Origin of the sequence: Archangium lipolyticum (assembly GCF_024623785.1) — a bacterium.
Classification (GTDB): Bacteria; Myxococcota; Myxococcia; order Myxococcales; family Myxococcaceae; genus Archangium; species Archangium lipolyticum.
Genome location: NZ_JANKBZ010000002.1, coordinates 708,305 through 728,307, shown reverse-complemented (window position 1 = coordinate 728,307; position 20,003 = coordinate 708,305). Strand labels below are relative to the sequence as shown.

19 protein-coding genes are annotated in these 20,003 nt (G+C 66.7%); 16 read left to right on the top strand and 3 right to left on the bottom strand.

Annotated features, from left to right (window positions below):
• Window positions 1-70 precede the first annotated feature (70 nt).
• Window positions 71-703, top strand: a complete 633-nt coding sequence (locus NR810_RS06680; RefSeq protein ID WP_257449108.1) for a DUF488 domain-containing protein — start codon at window positions 71-73, stop codon at window positions 701-703.
• On the opposite strand, the gene NR810_RS06675 is transcribed toward NR810_RS06680, so the two are convergent.
• Window positions 651-1,697 (bottom strand): PrsW family intramembrane metalloprotease, encoded by a 1,047-nt coding sequence (locus NR810_RS06675; protein ID WP_257449107.1) that lies wholly within the window; start codon window positions 1,695-1,697, stop codon window positions 651-653. The genes NR810_RS06680 and NR810_RS06675 overlap by 53 nt on opposite strands.
• 432 nt (window positions 1,698-2,129) lie before the next feature.
• Here NR810_RS06675 and NR810_RS06670 point away from each other — a divergent pair, with 432 nt between their 5' ends.
• From NR810_RS06670 to NR810_RS06655, 4 genes are all read left to right on the top strand, one after another.
• On the top strand, window positions 2,130-5,042 hold the full coding sequence (locus NR810_RS06670) for a hypothetical protein (protein WP_257449105.1): 2,913 nt from the start codon (window positions 2,130-2,132) through the stop codon (window positions 5,040-5,042).
• Window positions 5,043-5,214: 172 nt separating this feature from the next.
• On the top strand, window positions 5,215-6,777 hold the full coding sequence (locus NR810_RS06665; RefSeq protein ID WP_257449103.1) for a GMC family oxidoreductase: 1,563 nt from the start codon (window positions 5,215-5,217) through the stop codon (window positions 6,775-6,777).
• Between the two features lie 82 nt (window positions 6,778-6,859).
• Entirely contained in the window at window positions 6,860-7,060 is a 201-nt protein-coding gene (locus NR810_RS06660; protein ID WP_257449101.1) for a hypothetical protein, read from the top strand.
• Complete coding sequence (locus tag NR810_RS06655) at window positions 7,050-10,004, top strand: sensor histidine kinase (RefSeq protein ID WP_257449098.1); 2,955 nt, start codon at window positions 7,050-7,052, stop codon at window positions 10,002-10,004. The genes NR810_RS06660 and NR810_RS06655 overlap by 11 nt, the downstream gene beginning before the upstream one ends.
• A 12-nt stretch (window positions 10,005-10,016) precedes the next feature.
• On the opposite strand, the gene NR810_RS06650 is transcribed toward NR810_RS06655, so the two are convergent.
• On the bottom strand, window positions 10,017-10,448 hold the full coding sequence (locus NR810_RS06650; protein WP_257449096.1) for a MarR family winged helix-turn-helix transcriptional regulator: 432 nt from the start codon (window positions 10,446-10,448) through the stop codon (window positions 10,017-10,019).
• A gap of 189 nt (window positions 10,449-10,637) precedes the next feature.
• Here NR810_RS06650 and NR810_RS06645 point away from each other — a divergent pair, with 189 nt between their 5' ends.
• The gene (locus NR810_RS06645; protein ID WP_257449094.1) at window positions 10,638-11,018 is read left to right on the top strand and encodes a DoxX family membrane protein; all 381 of its coding nucleotides are present in this window, start codon (window positions 10,638-10,640) and stop codon (window positions 11,016-11,018) included.
• The gene (locus NR810_RS06640) at window positions 11,015-11,341 is read left to right on the top strand and encodes a c-type cytochrome (RefSeq protein WP_257449092.1); all 327 of its coding nucleotides are present in this window, start codon (window positions 11,015-11,017) and stop codon (window positions 11,339-11,341) included. Before NR810_RS06645 ends, NR810_RS06640 begins: the two co-directional genes overlap by 4 nt.
• 619 nt (window positions 11,342-11,960) lie before the next feature.
• Here the strand turns inward: NR810_RS06640 and NR810_RS06635 are convergent.
• Window positions 11,961-12,263: a hypothetical protein gene (locus NR810_RS06635; protein ID WP_257449090.1), complete on the bottom strand. Its 303-nt coding sequence runs from the start codon at window positions 12,261-12,263 to the stop codon at window positions 11,961-11,963.
• On the opposite strand from NR810_RS06635, the gene NR810_RS06630 reads away from it, so the two are divergent.
• The 9 genes from NR810_RS06630 (at window position 12,262) to NR810_RS06590 (ending at window position 20,000) form a co-directional block, all read left to right on the top strand.
• Complete coding sequence (locus NR810_RS06630) at window positions 12,262-12,720, top strand: hypothetical protein (protein ID WP_257449088.1); 459 nt, start codon at window positions 12,262-12,264, stop codon at window positions 12,718-12,720. The two genes, NR810_RS06635 and NR810_RS06630, sit on opposite strands and share 2 nt — an antisense overlap.
• Window positions 12,721-12,811: 91 nt before the next feature.
• On the top strand, window positions 12,812-13,258 hold the full coding sequence (locus NR810_RS06625) for an SRPBCC family protein (RefSeq protein ID WP_257449086.1): 447 nt from the start codon (window positions 12,812-12,814) through the stop codon (window positions 13,256-13,258).
• Between the two features lie 37 nt (window positions 13,259-13,295).
• Window positions 13,296-14,471: an alpha/beta hydrolase family protein gene (locus NR810_RS06620; protein ID WP_257449084.1), complete on the top strand. Its 1,176-nt coding sequence runs from the start codon at window positions 13,296-13,298 to the stop codon at window positions 14,469-14,471.
• A gap of 14 nt (window positions 14,472-14,485) precedes the next feature.
• On the top strand, window positions 14,486-15,349 hold the full coding sequence (locus tag NR810_RS06615; RefSeq protein WP_257449082.1) for a cyclase family protein: 864 nt from the start codon (window positions 14,486-14,488) through the stop codon (window positions 15,347-15,349).
• A gap of 28 nt (window positions 15,350-15,377) precedes the next feature.
• Window positions 15,378-16,328 (top strand): aromatase/cyclase, encoded by a 951-nt coding sequence (locus tag NR810_RS06610; RefSeq protein ID WP_257449080.1) that lies wholly within the window; start codon window positions 15,378-15,380, stop codon window positions 16,326-16,328.
• 42 nt (window positions 16,329-16,370) lie between these two features.
• The gene (locus NR810_RS06605) at window positions 16,371-17,162 is read left to right on the top strand and encodes an SDR family NAD(P)-dependent oxidoreductase (RefSeq protein WP_257449078.1); all 792 of its coding nucleotides are present in this window, start codon (window positions 16,371-16,373) and stop codon (window positions 17,160-17,162) included.
• 26 nt (window positions 17,163-17,188) lie between these two features.
• Window positions 17,189-18,484 carry a beta-ketoacyl-[acyl-carrier-protein] synthase family protein gene (locus NR810_RS06600; RefSeq protein ID WP_257449076.1) on the top strand — a complete coding sequence of 432 codons (1,296 nt, stop codon included), beginning with the start codon at window positions 17,189-17,191 and terminating at the stop codon, window positions 18,482-18,484.
• The gene (locus NR810_RS06595) at window positions 18,481-19,728 is read left to right on the top strand and encodes a beta-ketoacyl-[acyl-carrier-protein] synthase family protein (RefSeq protein WP_257449074.1); all 1,248 of its coding nucleotides are present in this window, start codon (window positions 18,481-18,483) and stop codon (window positions 19,726-19,728) included. The genes NR810_RS06600 and NR810_RS06595 overlap by 4 nt, the downstream gene beginning before the upstream one ends.
• 35 nt (window positions 19,729-19,763) lie before the next feature.
• Window positions 19,764-20,000 carry an acyl carrier protein gene (locus NR810_RS06590; protein WP_257449072.1) on the top strand — a complete coding sequence of 79 codons (237 nt, stop codon included), beginning with the start codon at window positions 19,764-19,766 and terminating at the stop codon, window positions 19,998-20,000.
• Window positions 20,001-20,003 lie beyond the last annotated feature (3 nt).

Genomic DNA, 20,003 nt, shown 5'->3' with positions numbered 1-20,003 from the left:
GCTGGGGTGAGGGTATTGGCTTCCCATCGATCGCCCCCGTGCCCACCTTCCCAGCAGGAGAATCCCATCCATGAGCACAAAACCACCGGGACGAAGAGCACCGGGTTGGGGAAAGGCGGACATCTACACGGTGGGCCACTCCACGCGCTCGGCGGAGGAGCTGGTGGAGCTGCTGCGGGCGCATGGCATCCGGACGCTGGTGGACATCCGCACGGTGCCTCGCTCGCGAACCAATCCCCAGTTCAACCAGGACACACTGCCCAAGACACTCGCGGAGGCGGACATCCGGTACGTGCACCTGCCGCGGCTCGGGGGCCTGCGGCGCGCGCGAAAGGACTCACCCAACTCCGCGTGGCGCAATGCCAGCTTCCGGGGCTACGCGGACCACATGCAGACAGACGAGTTCGCACGGGGGCTCGAGGAGCTGAGGGAGCTCACACCGGACGGGCCGCTGGCGCTGATGTGCGCCGAGGCGGTGCGCTGGCGTTGCCACCGAACGCTCGTGGCGGATGCGCTATACGCCCGGGGCGTGGTGGCGCGGCACATCACCAGCCGCACCCGAGCCCAGCCCCACGCGCTCACACCCTTCGCGGAGCTGCATGGCCGGGAGGTGCTCTACCCGGGGGGCGAACCAGAGCAGCCCGAGACGCTCAAGACTCGCGTTCTGGAGCGAAGGGGCCACGCAGCCCCGAGCGGAAGATGAGGAAGAAGCCGGCCGCGGGCAGTCCGACCAGCAGGAAGGACACCACGAAGGTGAGGAGCTCCGCCAGGTCCCACGGTGTCTTCCACTCGGAGACCACCACGCACACCATGATCAGCACGAGCGAACAGAAGGAGAGCCCCACTCCTCCGAGGAAGAGCTTGAGCCACGACCACCAGGTGCGCGCGAGAACGGGAGGCCGGAGCGGGAGTTGAACCAGCCCCGAGGAGGGGAGCGTCGGGTCAGTCGGGAGCGCCCTGCCCATGCCACCCGCGGCGCGCATCCACTCGGGCACGAGGATCTGCTCGGTGACCACGGGGACGACACGGACCTGCTCGGCCTGGAGCCGCTTGTAGAGACCGCGCCCCCAGTAGACCGTGACGAACAGCACCACGGGCATCAGCAGGGCGAACCCGCTCCGGGTGAGCAGGAAGGCATCGTAGGCGGCATGCAGCGCGATGGCGCCGCCCAGGCCCATGGCCAGGAGCCGGAGGCGCTCGGAGACACTCTCGGAGAACCGCGCCCGGCCCGTATGGGCGCCCATCACCACGCCGAAGAAGGCATGGGCGGGAACCGAGGACAGGGCACGCGCCAGCGCGACACCCATGCCGCCCTCGCTCACGTAGAGGATGTTCTCCAGCGTGGCGAAACCGAGCGAGGCGGTGGCGCCATAGACGACGCCATCGAGCGGCTCGTTGAAGGCGGGCTTGCGCCACACGTAGCCGAACAGCACCAGGAACTTGAAGACCTCCTCGGGGATGGCGGCCACGAAGAGGGCCTCCAGCCACGCCTGCCGCCACATGCCCGAGAGCCACGGCCGCAACAGCCCCTGGATGGCGAGCTCCAGCAGGGCCACCGGACCGCAGATGAACACACCGAGCAGGAACGTCTTCACCAGCAGCGAGCGGGGCTCGGGGTTCTTGTCGCGCGCGAGGATGTACCAGAGCAGGAGGAGGGACGGCACGATCGCCGACCCACCCAGGACGAAGGCGGACATGGTGGACGCAGCCTAACAGTTCCGGGAACGCGGCTCCCGCCCGCGTGCCAGTGGAGTCGATGAGTTCGGCGCGGCTGGCCCAACCAGCCCGTTGCGGGTAATGCGCCGCAAAGGCGCGCAACAGCAATTCGAGGGCTGCTTTTTGAAAGGCTCGCAGAGTCTCTGGAGCCGCAGCGCCTTTGGCTCTGAAATGCTGCGCAATGTCTTTGCGGAAGACTACGCAATGAGATGCCCCCTGGGGGTGATAGCTCGTTGATGGCGATCGTTAGCGGCGATGGAGCACGAGCGGCCTCTTGCAATTCATTGCGCGCATGAAAATACAATACACAGGAAAACCCATACAGGTGCTTTCACATGTTCGAGACGTGGATCCGGTTGGTGGAGAGCTCCGGTAGCATTTTCCCTAGTCTCATAGACCTCAGGAGGACACTCATGAGCAGTCAGCACGCCTCTCATTTCGTTGGCGCGGTGGCCCGAGCGTGCATCTTTTCCCTCGTCCTCCTCGCCGGGTGCCGGACAACACCTGCGTCATCCACGCAGCCGCCCAACCCGGATACTCCCCTGCGATTCGAGACGCTCCGGGAACATGTGGGAGAGGAGGAGCACGTAGCGCTCGACGTCTACTTCGTCGGCTTTCCCGAGGAGCTGCGGGGAGAGGTCCAGGCGCGGCTCTCGAAGCTCCTGTCGTCCCTCCACATCGTGGACGCGAAGCCCTGGTGGATTCCCAACATGCCCAGATACGGTGCGGCGGAGTTCTCACTCGCTCCCGCTCCTCCCGGGCTCCCACCCCACCTCGTTCCACCCGATGGCATGATCCGCTACGACGCCCTCTCCCTGGCGAAAGAGGTGGATTCCAACACCGGGCGCGTCATCTGGAAGCCGAACAAGGATCTCGAGGATCTGGTCGATGACTGGCACAGGCGCGTCGATATCATCCACTACGTCGAGCATGACGGAGCCTACACGGACGTCCCTTGGCGCGTTGGCCGGCTCCAAGTCCACTTCCTGCCCACCTCCGCCCTGCAGACCCTGTATCCCCGCCTGCGGAACTCCAAGACTCCCTTCTCTTCGAACAATCCCCCGGCCACCTACAATCTCTACTCGTATGAAGAGCTCTTCTCCTGGCTCTCGGAACAACCCTTCGGCCAGCAGCCGCGTGGCGGGGCAACCCTGGTCTTCTTGAACCTCGCCGAGCTCGCCAGGGAGCACTACAGCTTCTATGCGGATCCCACGAGGGATCTGGTGCCGGCTGGGGGACTGGCTCCAGCAGAGGTGCACTACCCGCCCGCCACCGCCACCACCTCCACGAGTCAGGAGATCTCCCAGCTCATGACAGCGGTCCTGGGAGGCGGACTGACCCAGCCCAAGATGATGGCTGCCCTGGAGGTGGAATGCGCTCGAGGCACCAACGCGGCGCAGGCGGGCATCAGCATTCCTGGCCTGAAGCCCACACAACCGCTGTGTGCACAGTGGAAGCTGGAGCCCATCCGGAACCTGCTCGGAAACAAGGGGCGCCGGCTCTTCGTGTCGGACACGACCCGGGAGCTCGCTGCCTTCAGCTCGGGTCAGCTCGACCGCCAGCGGCTGCTGGAGCAGATCGAGGACGGCTTCTTCGAACTCTACCGCCACGGCGTCCTTCAGACTTCCATCAAGGCCAACCACGTCTATTCCGAAGCCTACGAGCTGAGGACGCTGGTCATCGACCTGCGGTTCGATGCCCTGGAACTCTGCTTGTTGGCGAAGCAGAAGGCGCGCATCCCGGAGCCCGCGGCGCTGGCGCAATGCCAGGCGGAATCCTCGACCGGCCGTGGCGAGAAGACCTATGAGATAGCGGAGGTGTTCGACGTGGGCCTGGCCACGCACTCCTTGAGCCAGTTCAACCCAGGGGATTGGAAGGTGACCTTCGTTCCATTCCCATTCGGTTTGATGCCAGACGGCACCATCGACCCGATGAAGGCAGCGCAGCTCAAGGCGCAGCTGAGACAGTTCCTGAACAAGCCGACCCTGGTGGATCCAACCTCGGGCCGAGCCATCACCCTCCCGCATCCCCCCTTGTACCGGAAGCTGAAATTCCCAGACGGGAAGGGGGGACTGATCGAGCTGGGCTCGAGCTGGGAGAAGGGGCTGGACTACCTGGTCACCACCTCGATGCTGACCGCCAGCCCGGCGGAGGGAGGCCTGGGGATCTACGAGGCCGTCTGGCCCGATGTCCAGGGGGTGAACGCCAGGCCCTTCCACGAGACCGGCAAGCGCACCGTGCTGCCCCTGGCGCTCCTGCTCACGCCTCCGCCGGATGGACCCTTGGGTGAGAAGTGGGGGCCCTTCACCGTCAACTTCTCGGTCGTCTCGGGGCTCGGCCTGGTCACGGATTTCGGTGGAGGCGGATTCTGGGTCTCCGTCGCGGGCAATGAGCTGGGAGGAGGCATCCTGCGCAGGGACTTCTCACTGGTGGTGCCTCAATACATCCTGGGCAAGCACCGCGGAAATGGCAGCCAGGTCCCTTATGGCGTCATGCCGGATGGCAGCGTCCAGCCTCAAGCCTCGCTCCGGACGTTCTCCGAGAAGATGATGGACATGGGCGCGCCTCACTGGTGCAACGAGTTCAACTCCCAGGACGAGACCCTGCGCGCCACCTGCCGGAGGTTCGTGCGGACAACCACCACCCTCCAGACCCTCGAGACGCTGCAACACGGACTCGGCTACATGCACGCGCCAGAGCCCCGGAAGCGCTACCACTATGATGGCGAGCGCTCCAGCTTGCGGCGGCTACAGGAGCTCCTCGCTTCTCCCACGGACTGCACGGGTCAGCTGCTGCATCAGCTGGTGAACATGTACACGACGACCGGTCTCTCCACCGTGTGGGGGCCAACCACCTCCGAGTGGAACGGTGTGGGCCCTCAGGCTGGGATGGGAGCGACGCTGCACAGGTCCCACGCTCGGGAGGAGCTCGCGGCGGTGGAGCGGCACCTCGGCTACGCCATCACCCGGTTCGAGTCTTCCTTTCCCCAGGAGGTGGAGCCGCGACGCCTCTTGGTGGAGGCCCTCCAGGTGCACAGCGGCGCCCTGAGGCGCTACGACGACTGGGACTACGAGGGCGCGCTGCGGGAGGCGATGCGGGTGCTGTCCCTGCTGGACCAGGCCCTCACGAGAATGGGTGAGCCCGATCGCATCCATGATCCACTCACCGAGGTCCCCGTGCCCGCGAGCCCGCCCGTCATCAGGAGCAGTGCCTCCACCGGGTTCTCGTCCTCCCTGGAGTCCTCGTTGAAGGAAGGGTCGGGCCTGCGGGAGCTGCGCGAGGCGTACCGACGGTCCGGCGCTCGGGACTGCCAGGGCGTCCCTTGAGCGAGCCCGGAGGTGACGCAGCGGAGGCGCGCTCCCCGACGGTTCCGCGCTCATCCCGTCCAGGCCCCTCACAAACGCCCCGCCAACCCTCCACCCATGGAGCTGGATGAACGGCAGAGGCCCCACGCGCCTCGGGTGCTGGGGGACGGACTCCTGGCTGAAGGAGAACGTCATGCATGATTATGTCATCGTAGGTGCGGGCTCGGCAGGCTGTGTGCTCGCGAGCCGACTCAGTGAAGATCCCTCCATCCGTGTCCTCCTCCTCGAAGCCGGCGGCGAGGATCGCAAGAGGGAGATCCAGATCCCCGCCGCGTTCGGCAAGCTCTTCCAGACGGAAGTTGACTGGAACTACCGTACCGAACCCCAGCCCCAGCTCGCCGGGCGCTCGCTTTACTGGCCTCGCGGCAAGCTCCTGGGGGGTTCGTCCTCGATGAATGCCCAGATGTGGGTGCGGGGCAATCCCATCGACTATGACGAGTGGGCCCAGCTGGGCAACCCGGGATGGTCGTATCGCGACACCCTCCCTTATTTCCGCCGAGCGGAGGATTGTCAGGAAGGGGCCTCGGAGCACACCGGAGCGGGCGGGCCCATGGGTGTCTCCGCGCTTCGGTCCCCCAATCCCCTGACCCACGCCTTCATGGAGGCCTGCGTTCAGGCAGGCATCCCTCTCAACCCTCGCATCAATCCCAGCTCCCAGGAAGGGAGCTACTACACGCAGGTCTCCCAGCGCCGGGGCGTGCGCTGCTCCACCGCCGGAGCCTACCTACGGCCCGCGATGAAGCGGCCCAACCTCGAGGTGCGCACCCTGGCCCACGCCACCGGAATCGTGGTCAAACAGGGAAGGGCGATGGGGATCCGCTATCTGCAAGGCGGAATTGAAAAGACAGCGGAGGCCCGGCGGGAAGTGCTCCTGTGCGGTGGAGCCGTGAACTCACCCCAGCTCCTCCTCTTGTCGGGCATTGGTCCGGCGGAGGAGCTCGCCGCGCTGGGGATTCCCGTCGTCGCGAATGTGCCGGGAGTGGGGCGCAATCTCCTCGACCACCTGATGGTGGCGGTGATCATGGGCGTGCGACGGCCCATCACACTCCTGGCGGCGGAGACCCCCGTCAATCTGCTCAAGTTCCTGCTGCTGAGGAAGGGGATGCTGACCTCGAATGTGGCCGAGGCCCATGCCTTCGTGCGGTCCGCGCCCCAACTGAGTGCCCCCGACCTCGAGCTCGTGTGGGCCCCCTATCCCTACATCAACCATGGGCTGACCCGGCCCACCGGGCACGGCATGACCATCTCCGCGGTGCTGCTCCGTCCTCGAAGCTCTGGCCGGCTCACCCTGCGCTCCCCCCATCCGATGGAGCCACCCCGCATCGATCCTCGCTATCTGTCCGATCCCGCGGACCTGGAGCTGCTGGTGGCCGGGGTGCGTCGAGCGCAGGAGGTGTTCCGAGCACCCGCCCTGGCTCGAGAAGAGACAATCCCCATCGAACCGGAGCCCGGTACCGGCGCCGATCTGCCCACCTTCATCCGTCAGAAAGCCGAGACCCTGTACCACCCGGTGGGAACGTGCCGGATGGGTGTCGATGAGGGGGCGGTCGTCGATCCAGAGCTACGGGTCCGCGGGCTCGCGGGTCTTCGGGTGGTAGACGCTTCGGTGATGCCGACCCTCATCCGGGGCCATACCAATGCCCCGACCATCATGATCGCCGAGCGAGCCGCCGACCTGCTCCGTCAAGCCTCGTAAAGCTCCACCGGCATCACCCAGGATTGACCCATCCCCTCTCCTCCCGGCCACGCCGACCTCCGCGCTGCTATGCTCGGAGCCGATGAAGCGCGCTTCGGAGCCGGGGGGACAACCGGCCATGCTCTCGCTGTTCGTGTTCACCGTGGCGGCGCTCCTCTTCGGCTCGCCGCTGCGCCAGCTGTGGTTGCGAGAGGGCGCGCCCTGGTACCAGCCCTTCACCGTATGGCTCGGCGTCATCGCACTGGGAGCGTGGGCGGCGCGCCGGAGCGGCCATGACCCTTGAGCTCGGCACGCTCGTCGTCGCTTCCCTCGTCTACCTGCTGGTGCTGTTCCTCATCGCCTACGCCGCCGAGCGCGGGCGCATCCCCTCGCGCGTCACCCAGCACCCGCTCGTCTACGCCCTGGCGCTCGGCGTCTACGCCACCTCCTGGTCCTACTTCGGCAGCGTGGGCTACGCCTCCCAGCACGGCTTCCGCTACCTCGGCATCTACCTGGGCGCCACCCTCTCCTGCCTGCTCGTCCCCGTGCTGTGGCGCCCGCTGCTCAAGCTCACCCGGGAGCTACAGCTCACCTCGCTCGCGGACCTCTTCGCCTTCCGCTACCCGGGCCAGGCCACCGGCACCCTCGTGACGCTGGGGCTGCTCGCCGGCACCCTGCCCTACCTGGCCCTCCAGGTGCGCGCCATCGTCGAGTCCGCGCGCGTCCTCAGTCCCTCGGCCCCGGCCGCCGTGCTGGGCCCGGGCTTCTGCGTGACGACCATCGTCTTCTCCATCCTCTTCGGTGCCCGTCACGTCACCCCGCGCGAGCGGCACGAGGGCCTCGCACTCGCCATCGCCTTCGAGTCGCTGGTGAAGGGCGTGGCCCTGGTGCTCGTGGGCGCCTGGGCGGTGATCTCCATCTTCGGTGGCCCGGGTGGACTCCAGGCCTGGCTGGACGCTCACCCCGAGGCCCTGCGTGCCATGCAGCAACCCGCGCGCGAGGCGTCCTGGACACCGCTGCTCGTCCTCTCGTGCGCCGCGGCCTTCCTCATCCCGCGCCAGTACCACGTCGCCTTCACCGAGAGCCCCGAGCGCGATGCCCTCTCCACCGCCACGTGGGCCTTCCCACTGCTGTTGCTGTTGATGAACGTGGCCGTGCCGCTCGTCCTCTGGTCCGGCACCGCGCTGGGCCTGACGGGACCGGCGGACTTCCACGTGCTCGCGGTGCCCGCGGCACGCGGGGCTCACGCGCTCGCGATGCTGGCCTTCCTCGGTGGCATCTCCGCCGCCAGCGCCATGGTCATCGTCACCACCCTGGCCATGGCGCCCATGTGCCTCACCCACCTGGTGCTGCCGCTCGGCTACGCGCGCTCGCCGGGCAACCTGTACCGCCGGCTGCTCTGGGCGCGGCGCGTCCTCATCGCCGCCATCATCCTCGCCGGTTACGGCTTCTACCTGCTGCTCGACAGGCGGGCCGCGGGACTGGTGGACCTGGGGCTCGTCTCCTTCGTGGGCGTGGCGCAGTTCATCCCCGGGCTGCTGGGCCTCCTCTTCTGGCCCCGGGCCACGCGCGTGGGCTTCCTCTCGGGTCTGGCCGCCGGCACCACCGTGTGGGGCGTGCTGCTGCTGCGTCCGCTGTGGATCGGCCATGGCCTGCCCCCGGCGGCCACTGCGCTGGCGGCGCTCCTGGGCTTCTCCACCGTCGAGCCCTGGGGCTTCGTCACCTTCACCTCCCTCATCCTCAACGCGCTGGCCTTCGTCGGCCTGTCGCTGGCCACGCGGCCCTCCACCGAGGAGGCGGAAGCGGCCCGGCTGTGCGCGCGCGAGGCCCCGTCGCTCGCCGCTGGCAGCGTGACGGCCGGCTCTCCAGAGGAGTTCCGCCGCCAGCTGGCCCCCGTGCTGGGCCCGGAGGCCGCCGTCGCCGAACTGGACCGGGCGCTCGCCGAGCTCGGATTGTCCCAGGGAGAGCGCCGCCCCGCCGAGCTGCGCCGGTTGAGGGATCAGATCGAACGCAACCTGTCCGGCCTGCTCGGCCCGGTGTTGGCGCGGCTGGCCGTGAGCGAGGCGTTGCAGGTGGACCCCCAGGCGCGCACGGCGCTCGCCGAGCAACTGCGCTTCGTGGAGGAGCGGCTGCGGGACGCGAGTGGGATGAAGGGGCCGGTGCGTGAGCTGGAGGCGGTGCGGCGTTACCTGCAACGCATCCTCGAGGAGCTGCCGCTGGGCGCGTGCGCGCTGGGACCGGACCAGGACGTGGTCATCTGGAACGCGGAGCTGGAGCGGCTGTCCGGGCTGAAGTCCGAGCAGGTGCGGGGCCAGACGCTGTCACGCCTGCCTCCGCCCTGGGGCGAGCTGCTGTCCGGCTTCGCCTCTGGCCCGGACGCGGACGCGGAGGCGCAGGTGCGGCTGGACGGACGCGAGCGCATCCTCCGGCTGCACCGCTCACTGGCCACGCCCTCGGGAACCTCGGAGGTGGAGCCCGAGCGCCTGGAGGGCGCGGTGCTGCTGCTGGAGGACCTGACCGAGCGCAAGGCGATGGACGCGCGGCTGGCGCATCAGGACCGGCTGGCCTCGGTGGGGCGGGTGGCGGCGGGCGTGGCGCACGAGATTGGCAACCCGCTGACGGCGATCACCAGCGTGGCGCAGAACCTCCGCTACGAGGAGGACCCCGCGGAGATTCGCGAGCGGGTGCAGCTCATCCTCCAGCAGGCGAAGCGCATCGACGCCATCGTACGGGCGCTCGTCACCTTCAGCCATGCGGGGGTGGCGGGGAGCCAGGGGGAGCCCATCACCCGGGTGCCGCTGGCGCCGCTGCTGACCGAGGCCGCGCAGCTCTCGCGCCTGGGCCGCAAGAGCGCCGACGTGCAGTGCGTGAGCCACTGCCCCGAGAGCCTGGAGGTGGTGGGGAACGCACAGCGGCTGGTGCAGATCTTCGTGAACCTGGTCACCAACGCCATCGACGCCTCGCCACGAGGCGGGCGGGTGGAGCTCTTCGCCGAAGAGTTGGGAGAGCAGGTGCGCGTCCGGGTGGTGGACAAGGGCCATGGGATTCCGCCCGAGTTGGCCCAGCGCATCTTCGAGCCCTTCTTCACCACCAAGCAGCCCGGAGAGGGAACGGGGCTGGGGCTCGCGCTGGTGTCCAGCATCATCCGGGAGCACGGCGGCACGTTGGAGGTGGACAGCCAGCCGGGAGCCGGCACGACCTTCACCGTCCTCCTTCCGAAGGCGATGGCCCAGCACGCCGCCGGGTAGAATCCGACTTCTTCAGGGGGTTGGATCTCCCAGCACCTGCCGGAGCTCCCGGAGAAGCTCCAGGAGCTTCCTGCGACGCGCCTCGGGGAACCCGTCGAGCACCCCCTCGAAGTGCTCGAAGATGAGGGGAGGCAGAATGGTCTGCAGCTGACTCCCCTCCTGCGTGAGCTCCACGCGGAACGACCGCCCGTCCTTCGGGTCCTCCACCCTCCCCACCCACCCTCGCTTCTCCATGCGGGAGAGCATCCGGGAGATGGAAGGTAGATCCTGCAGGGTCACGCGAGCGATCTCCGAGGGAGACAGCGGACCGTGCGCCCAGAGGGAGGCAAGGGTCTGCCACTGCTCGGGCGTGAGGTCGTGCTCCCTCAGGGCCCGGATGAGCTCTCGACGGAACAGGAGCGCTGCGCGGTAGAGGTTGTATCCAAGCTGGTCGTTCAGTTCCACGGCGTCCTCCACACCGATGATGCCCGGTCGCTCCGATGGCGCCAATCGAGCGGGTCGCCGAATCTCCTTGTCGTGCCACATGACTGGACCCCTCTAACCAGAAAAGGTTGTCCGGACAATTGATTCTTGCCCCTCCCTCCACCACCCCATATAGTTGTCCGCACAACATGATGCCGTGTGGGGGTCACCATGCAGCGCTTGGAAGTCGTGGTCCGGTGGTTGATGGGAGCGGTATTCGTGCTCTTCGGAGCGAGCAAGTTCTACCCGTTCATGCCAACGCCCCCCGTGCCGCCAGCGGCCGCCACGTTCATCGCGGCCCTGATGACCAGCGGTTACATGTGGCCACTCCTGGGGCTCATCGAGGTCGTGGGGGGAGTCCTTCTGCTGTACGGACGCTACGTTCCCATCAGCGTGGCCATCCTGGCCCCGGTGATCACCAACATCGCGCTCTATCTGCTGCTGCTCGCGAAGACGGGGCCGGGAATGGGGATGGCCCTCTTCCTCGTCTCCTGCGAGCTGTTCTTGATCTGGCGCTACCGGCAGCGCTGGGCGCTGATGGTGACCGCATGAGGGGCACCACCACGCTCCCGGCGGCACTCGTCGCCGCCTGGCTCCTCGTGGGATGCGAGGCACCGGACACCGTGCTCGCGAAACATGGATGTTCCTCGTGCCACACGCCATCCACCGAGGGATTGGGTCCCTCCCTCCGCCTCATCTCGACGCACTACTCCTCGCGAGAAGAGCTCGTCCAATTCCTCGAGGGGAAGAGCGCACCACGGGTCGCCCCGGAGGGCTTCGAGGCGATGAAGCCCATGGTGGAGATGACTCGCACCCTGACGTCTGAAGAGCGCGTGCGCATCGCGGAGGCAATCCTCCGGCACCGCGCCAAATAAAATGAGAGCGGACCGGAGCCCGATTCCGGTCCGCTCTCATTCCATTCGTTACACCCTCACCGCACTCGACCTCCCTTCCAGAAGTCCGCGTGGGCCCCATTCGAGGGACAGCGAGACCTGGGCGTGCGGCTCCTCTCAAATCCTGACGGACAACTGCCGCTGGCTGAATCCTGGCAGCCGAACACCCCCGCGGGATTGACTCTCCAATCAAATCCTCCCAAGCTGGAAGACGCAAATTTTGCCGGTCCGGGACCGCGAAACGAATCATCTGCGCGCGGAACCATCTCTCAACTTTGTCACAGCCTCCATCTCCCCGCATCTCCGGCCACTTGAGAATCTCCTGACACTGGCACCCGCATTGCACAAAAGAAAACAGCGTTGCCAAAGGACATGATTGTCCGCACAATAAAAATCGACGAAAGCAAGTTTCCCCACCTTCTCATGTCCTGACGAGTCATCAGCAACCAATGCCTGACGTGTGAGCACCGCCCTCACGACCCTCATCACCCCGGCGTCAGCGGCTCATGGAAAGTTCACATGATGGCCACGACAAAGTCTCGCAACTCCGACTCGAAACAATGGATGTTCCACTGAGCTGGTCTGATGGATGGAGACCGTGTCAATCCATCGAGCCAGCAATCGATTTGAGAGCCTTCCCTTGGAACCACATGCCAGAAGCAATGTCAGTGCTCTCGGGAGTGACCGCCGGAGCACCGTCCGAGGCTTCATCCTTCACCTGCGGGACAATGGCTACACGGCAAACCAGATCATCGCTGTCGCCAACGAGATCCTCGATTTCGTCATCAACGATCTGAAGCAGCGGGTCCCTCCGGCCGCCGGCCTCGGGCACGACGGCGCGCACAAGGGACAGTAGAGCGCCACGGCAGCAATCTTCGCATTCCGACAAGGGTCTCTTCGCCATGAAGAACCGTATCCACGCCATCCTCGGCACGACCGCGCTCCTCTTCATCTCGAGCTTCTTCATGACCTCCAGCATCGTCGAGCTCTCTGGCAGGACGGACTGGATCCTCGCCGCCAAGCGCTACATCGCCTACGCGCTCGTCTTCGTGTTCCCCTGCATGATCGCGACGGCGGCGGTGGGACGCTCCCTGGCCGCCAACCGCGAGAGCGCCCTCATCCAGAAGAAGCAGGCCCGGATGCGGTTCATCGCCGCCAACGGATTGCTGGTGCTGACCCCCCTGGCCATCGCGCTCTACATGTTGGCACTTCGTGGCTCCTTCGGCCCTCTGTTCATGGTGCTCCAGCTCGTGGAGCTCATGGCCGGGGCAACCAACATCTACCTGCTCACCCTGATGATGCGGGATGGCTTCCATCTGAGTGGCAGGCTCATCCCCCGTCAGACTTCCAGAATCGAGTAGTCCCAGCCTCGACCGCCGTTCGCCACGCCCCCACATCCTCTCCTCGTTGCCGCCAGCCGGCGGACAGGGAGAGCCACGCCCGGAATCCGCCATGGAAACCTCCGTCAAGAACGAGATCGTCATCAAGCAGTCCCCCGACATCGTCTATCGCTGCTGCACGCAGGTGGAGTCCTGGCCGCAGGTGTTCCCCACCTGTCTGGCGGTGAAGCAGAACGCGGTGGGCGCGGACGCGCGGGAGGTCATCATGGAGATGACGGTCCGCAACGCCTTTGGCACCAATACCATCCGCTCGCACCGCCACTACACGCACGAGCGCCAGCACATCCAGTTCAAGATGATCACCGTGCCGCCCCAGTTCGCCGGGATGCACGGCACCTGGAGCGTCGAGCCCTGCGAGGGTGGCTCCAGATTGGTGGTCATCCACACCTTCGAGCCGGCGCAGCCCACCGCGCAGGCGCAGGAGGAGCTGGGGCGCAACGTCTACGCCAACACCGCGCAGGTGCTCACGCACCTCAAGGACTGGGCCGAGCGCCAGTAACGACCTCCACCTGCCTCACCCTCAGGAGCACCATCCCATGCAGAACCAGGCGAAAGACATTGGCCCGTCCGTATCCAACGAGCTCCCGCAGACCCGGAGCCTTCCCGTGGAAGCCTTCCACGCCTGGGAGGCGTTCTTCACGCGCCTGGTCTTCGCCGGGCTCGACTGGGGAGACACCACCATCGCGCTGGAGGGCTTCAAGCCCGGTGCCCCGGGCAAGGTCGACTGGCGGGACTGGCATGACCGCTGGCTGAAGCTCGGGAAGGACTACGAGCAGTCCGCGGAGAAGGCCCTGGCCGCCGGCCACCACCTCACGGCCCGGCAATGGCTGCTCAAGGCCGCAGCCGCCGGCCACTTCGCGGAGTTCATGTACTTCGACAACGCGCCGCTCAAGCGCGAGACGCGCATGTGGGTCACCCGCGTCTTCCATCGGGCCATCCCCTATCTGGAGTACCCCACGGAGCGGCTCACGGTGGCGTACAAGGGCCACGCCCTGCCGGCCTACTTCATGCGCCCGGCCACCCCGGGCCCCCACCCCTGCGTCATCCTCGTCAATGGTCTGGACTCGGCCAAGGAGGTCGAGCTCTTCGTGTTCGCCCAGACGTTCCTGGCGCGAGGCATGGCGGTGATGCTCTTCGATGGCCCCGGTCAGGGCGAGCTCATCGGTGTGGAGCCGCTGACGCCCGACTTCGAGCACGTGGTGGGAGCCGTGCTGCGGCAGATGCGCGCCAACAGCGGCATCGACCAGAGCCGGATCGGCATCTTCGGGGTGAGCTATGGCGGATATCTGGCCAGCCGGGCGGCCGCCTTCCACCCCCAGGAGATCAAGGCCTGCATCAATCTGGCCGGCACCTTCGACCTCGAGAACTACCTGAGCATCAACCCCCGGGTGCGCACGGACTTCCGCTTCGTCTTCAAGCAGAAGGACGACGAGGCCATGAACCGCCTGGCCCATGAGCGGTTGCACCTGAACGATGCCCCCGCCCTCACCTCCCCGCTGCTGTGCATCCACGGAGAGCAGGACAACGTCTTCCCCTTCGTCGCCTGCAAGCGCTTCCAGGAATGGGCCCGGGGTGGATTCGAGCTCATCTCCTATCCCCGTGAGCGGCACGTGAGCACCAACTACTTCGCGGACTTCATCCCGCGCTTCGGCGACTGGATGGCCCAGAAGCTCGGTGCCACCGCTCCCCTCCCCGTCAGCGCCAGACGCTGAAAGGCCTTTCCACCATGTCTCCTCGAGCCCCGCAGACTTCCGCGGCGAATCCCGCGCAACGGTTCATCGATCTGAGCGTCCCCGTGGATCCCCAGTATTGGGAGCCAGAGCCCGTCACGGTCAAATACATCGACCACCGGAAGGGGGCCGACCTGCTCGGCAAGGGCCTCATCCACGCGGTGCGTGGCTCCTGGTTCGCCACGGTCCGTGAGTGGCTCAAACACCACCTCGGCAAGGGGCTCGACCATCGCAACTTCCCGGACGGCAAGGGTCTGTCGTTGATGCACTACTACCTGACGACCCATACGGGAACCCACATGGACGCGCCGTTCCACTACGGCGACAAGAACGCCCAGGGAGAGAAGGCGCGCACCATCTGCGAGGTTCCCCTGGAGTGGTGCTTGCGCGATGGGGTGGTGCTGGATGTCCGCGGGCCGGCGGAGCAGGGACCTGTCACCCAGGAGGAGGTGGTCGCCGCGCTCGAGCGGATCGACTACCGCCTCAAGCCGCTCGACGTGGTGTTGCTGTACACCGGCGGCGATGCCCATCTGGGCAAGCGCGAGTACTTCACCCACTTCCGGGGTGTCACTCGCGCCGCCACGGCCTGGCTCATCGAGCAGGGAATCCGGGTGATTGGCATCGACAGCTTCGGCTTCGACGCGCCCTTCCCCCGGATGATCAACGCCTACCTGCGCACCCGGGACCCCGGAGAGTTGTGGCCCGCCCATCTCTTCGGCCGGGAGCGCGAGTACTGCCAGCTCGAGCGGCTGGCCAATCTGGGAGGAATCAGCCAGCCCCATGGATTCAAGGTGGCGTGCTTCCCGGTGAAGTTGGCGCGTGCCGACGCGGCCTGGTGCCGCGTCGTGGCGATTGTCTGACGCAACAGAGGAGACACCGATGCACCTGATGGAACACCATATCGAGATCGATGCCGACGTCGAGGCCGCCTACAAGCTCTGCCTCGAGGTCGAGCGCTGGCCCCAGATCTTCCCGCCCTGCAAGGCCGCCAGGGTCATCGAGCAGGACGAGCGCTCCCAGCTCATCGAGCTCACCGCGCTGGCCAACGGCCAGCCGATGACCTGGCGCTCGCGGCGGGAGATCTTCCGCGACTCGCGTGTCATCACCTTCCGGCAGGTCAAGCCCTCTCCGCTGCTGAGCTGGATGGAAGGTGTCTGGCACTTCTTCCCCCTGCGCAAGGGCACCCTGGTGGTGCTGGAGCATCGCTTCGACGTCAAGGAGCAGCTCGACGCCAACCATGGCATCCAGGGCGTCACCAACCCGAAGGAAGCGCTGGAGTTCATGACGCGCTCGGTGGACACCAACAGCCAGCGTGAGCTGTCCGCCATCAAGGAATACCTCGAGCGGGACTCCAGCAAGAGCGCCACCCACGCGTGGCGCAGACAGTTCGAGGAGCAGCTCGTCATCGCCGCCAGGCCCGAGGCCATCTTCGAGCTGCTGAAGCGCGCGGACGAGTGGCCCAGGCTCCTGCCCCACTGCCACTCCGTGGAGATGGTCTACGACGACGGCCACAACCAGGAGTTCATCATGACCGTGTCCACCCAGGCCGGCCAGGAGCGCATCCGCACCGTGCGCCACTGCAATCCCTCCTCCTGTGTCTCCTATTTCCAGTCCGAGCCCCCTCCGCTGATCCGGATCCACACCGGCGAGTGGCTGCTGGAGCCGGTCTCCGGCGGCGTGCGCGTCACCTCCCGGCACCTGGTCGAGCTCAAGCCCGACAAGGTGAAGCAGTTCTGGGGGGAGCTGAGCGCGCAAGAGGCACTCGACCGCGTCGAGAAGGCCATCAACGCCAACAGCCGCGGAACCATGCAGGCCATCCAGAAGCGGCTGTCAGCCTGAAGCCAACGGCAAGCACCTCACACCCCAGAAAGAGAAGAACCCATGCAGCAGACGGCCAAGAACGAGAGCAACAACCGGAAGCGGGCCCTGGTGACGGGGGCGGGTCGCGGCATTGGCAGGGCGGCGGCCCTGCGGCTGGCGAAGGATGGCTTCGACGTGGCCCTCACGGCGCGTACGCGTGAGCAGCTCGAGGAGGTGGCCTCCGAGATTCGCGCGCTCGGCACCCGGGCGGTCATCGCCCAGTGCGACGTGCGCTCGCCGCAGTCCATCTACTCGATGGTGAACGACGTGGTCTCCTCGCTGGGTGGCATCGAGGTGCTCGTCAACAACGCGGGCCGCCCCGGCGGTGGCACCACCAGCGAGGTGGAGGATGAGCTGTGGCGGGAGGTCATCGAGACCAACCTGAACAGCGTGTTCTACGCCACCAAGGCGGTGCTCAAGGCCAGCCCCTCCCTCCAGAGCATCATCAACATCGCCTCGACGGGCGGCAAGCAGGGCGTCCTCCATGGAGCCCCCTACAGCGCGTCCAAGCATGGCGTGGTGGGCTTCACCAAGTCGCTGGGCCTGGAGCTGGCGAGCAAGGGCATCACGGTCAACGCGGTGTGTCCGGGCTTCGTGGAGACCGGGATGGCCGAGAAGGTCCGCGGCAACTACGCGCGCATCTGGGGCGTGCAGGTGGAAGAGGCCAAGAAGCGCATCGAGCAGCGCGTTCCCATCGGCCGCTACATCACCCCCGAGGAGGTGGCGGACATGGTGGCCTACCTCGCTTCCGACCACGCCAGGGGCATCACCGCGCAGGCCATCAACATCTGCGGCGGTCTGGGCAACTACTAGCAACTCGCCATCCGGAGCGGCAACAAGTGAAAACACATAACAACAAAGAGCGACGTGTCGTCGTTACCGGGATGGGCATCATCGCCCCGAACGGGATCGGCCTGAAGGACTTCTGGAGCAACACCCTGGAGGGGAGGTCCGGCATCTTCGAGGTGGACCGGTTCCCGCTCGAGGGTCTGAGGTCCAGGATCGCCGGACTGGTGAAGGACTTCCGGCCGCGGGAGCTCGGACTGAGGGAGGAGCAGATCCGCCGCATGGACCGCTATGCCCAGTTCGCCCTGGCGGCGGCGCGCATGGCCACGGGGGACTCGAAGCTCGACTTCCAGAAGCTGGACCACGAGCGGCTGGGCGTGTGCGTGGCCAACGCCATCTGCGGCACCCGCTTCATGGAGGAGGAGTTCCTGGTGCTCACCGAGCGGGGCACCGCGCCCCTGAACGGAGCGTGGGCCCAGCGCTGGCTCTACCAGGGCGCCACCTTCAACGTGGCCTCGGCGGAGCTCGCCTCCGAGTACAAGGCTTTCGGGCCCTGCTTCACCCTGAGCACCGGCTGCACCGCGGGGTTGGATGCCATCGGGTTCTCCCTGGATCGCATCCGCTCGAATGAGGCGGACGTGATGATCTGCGGCGCCGCCGAGGCGCCCATCACCCCCATCGCCATGGGAGCCTTCGACGTCGTCGGCGCGCTCTCCAGCAAGCGCAACGCCGCTCCGCACCAGGCGTCGCGCCCCTTCGATGCCGACCGCGACGGCTTCGTGCTCGGCGAGGGCGCCGGCATCCTCATCCTCGAGGAGCGCCAGCACGCCCTGCGGCGCAACGCCCCCATCTACGCCGAGGTGCGAGGGTTCGGCTCCTGCAACAACGCCTTCCACATGACGGACCTGCCGCCGGACGGCCACGATCTGTCGCGGGCCCTGCGCGCGGCCCTCGAGGACGCTCGCGTCCTCCCGGGGGAGATCAGCTACGTCTCCGCGCACGGCAGCTCCACCCGTCAGAACGACGTCAACGAGACGACGGCGCTCAAGGAGGTGCTCGGCAAGCACGCCTATGAGATCCACGTCAGCTCGCTGAAGTCCATGGTGGGCCACCCCCTGGCCGCCGCCAACGTCCTCGAGAGCATCTCGGCCCTGCTCGCCCTGCACACCGGGAAGCTGCCTCCGACGATCAACTACGAGACGCCCGACCCAGCCTGCGACCTGCACTACGTGCCCAACAAGAGCATCCAGCAGAAGCTCGATGTCGTCCTCAAGGAGGCGAGCGGGTTCTCTGGCATCCACAGCGCCGTTGTCTTCTCGAACCCTGATTTCGTTGGAGGTCTGCGATGAGCCGCCGCGTCGTCATCACCGGCCTTGGAATGCTCACCCCTGGCGGTATCGGCAAGCGCAACGCCTGGGCCAGCACCCTCTCTGGCAAGCAATCCATCCGCCCCATCACCGGCAACGAGCTGGCGGAGCGCTCCGGCTGGGAGGGAGGCGCGCTGGAGGCCTTCACCCCCTCCGACTTCATGCCCATGCGGTTGGCACGCAAGCTGGATCCGTACACCCAGTACTCGGTGGCCGCGTCGAAGCTCGCGCTGGAGGATGGCTCGGTCGACCTGCAGAAGGTCAACCGTGAGCGCTTCGGTGTCTTCGTGGGCAACTGCCTCGGTGGCTGGGATTTCACCGACCGGGAGCTGCGCAAGCTTCACACCCTGGGCTACAAGGAGCTCAGCCCCTTCCAGGCAACCGCCTGGTTCCCGGCCGCTCCGCAGGGGCAGATCTCCATCCTGTTCGAGCTCCGGGGCCACAGCAAGACGCTGGTGTGTGACCGCGCCAGCGGCCTGGTGAGCATCGGCTATGCGGCGCGCACGATCGCCCAGGGCGCCGCGGACATCATCCTCGCGGGTGGAGCGGAAGCCCCCCTCACGCCCTTCGCCTACCTGGCCTGCGTGACGGAAGGGGTCATCGCCGGAGGCCAGGACGCCACCACGCCCCGGGCCTACCGCCCGTTCGACGTGTCGCGGCAGGGCCTGCTGCCGGGTGAGGGCGCCACCTTCCTGCTGCTCGAGGAGCGGGAGCACGCCCTGCGGCGCGGTGCCCATGTCTACGCGGAGATCGACGGCTTCGGCCTGTCGAGCGACGCGTGCCACCCGGCCACGCTCCCGCCCGAGGAAGGAGGCCTGTCGCGCGCCATGTCCGGTGCCTTGAAGGATGCCGGACTCGAGCCCAGGGACATCCACCTGCTGCTGGCGGACGGGCTCGCCACCCGGGAAGGAGACCAGCAGGAGGCCACCGCCATCCAGAAGGTGTTCGGAGACCTCTGCCACCGCCTGCCCGTGACGGCCCCCAAGTCCATGACCGGCCACCTGTATGGGGCGGCCGGTGCGTTGGACACGGCCTGGGGCGCGTTGGCTCTCGAGCACCGCCAGCTCCCGCCCACGGTCGGCCTGAAGCAGCAGGATCCGGGTCTGGGATTGTCCGTGGTCACCCAGGCCACCACGGTCAACCAGCTGGATGCCGTCCTGATCAACTCGCGCGGCTCCGGCGGCATGAACGCGTCGCTGGTCATCCGCCGCGACTCGGGCAGGTAGACAAACAAACCCCACAACACATCGAGGACATTCCCATGCGGCAAGAAGTCGAATCGAAGATCAACAACATCCTGTCCAACCTGCTCGAGCGGAAGATCGAGGAGATCAACGCCAGGATCTCCCTCAAGGACGATCTGGATGTGGACTCGACCGAGATGGTCGAGATCTGCAGCGCCCTGGAGAAGGCTTTCAATGTCGAGATCGACGACGGGGTCGAGAAGAAGCTGAAGACCGTCGGCGACCTCTACTCGCTCATGTCGGCGCAGCCGTAGAGC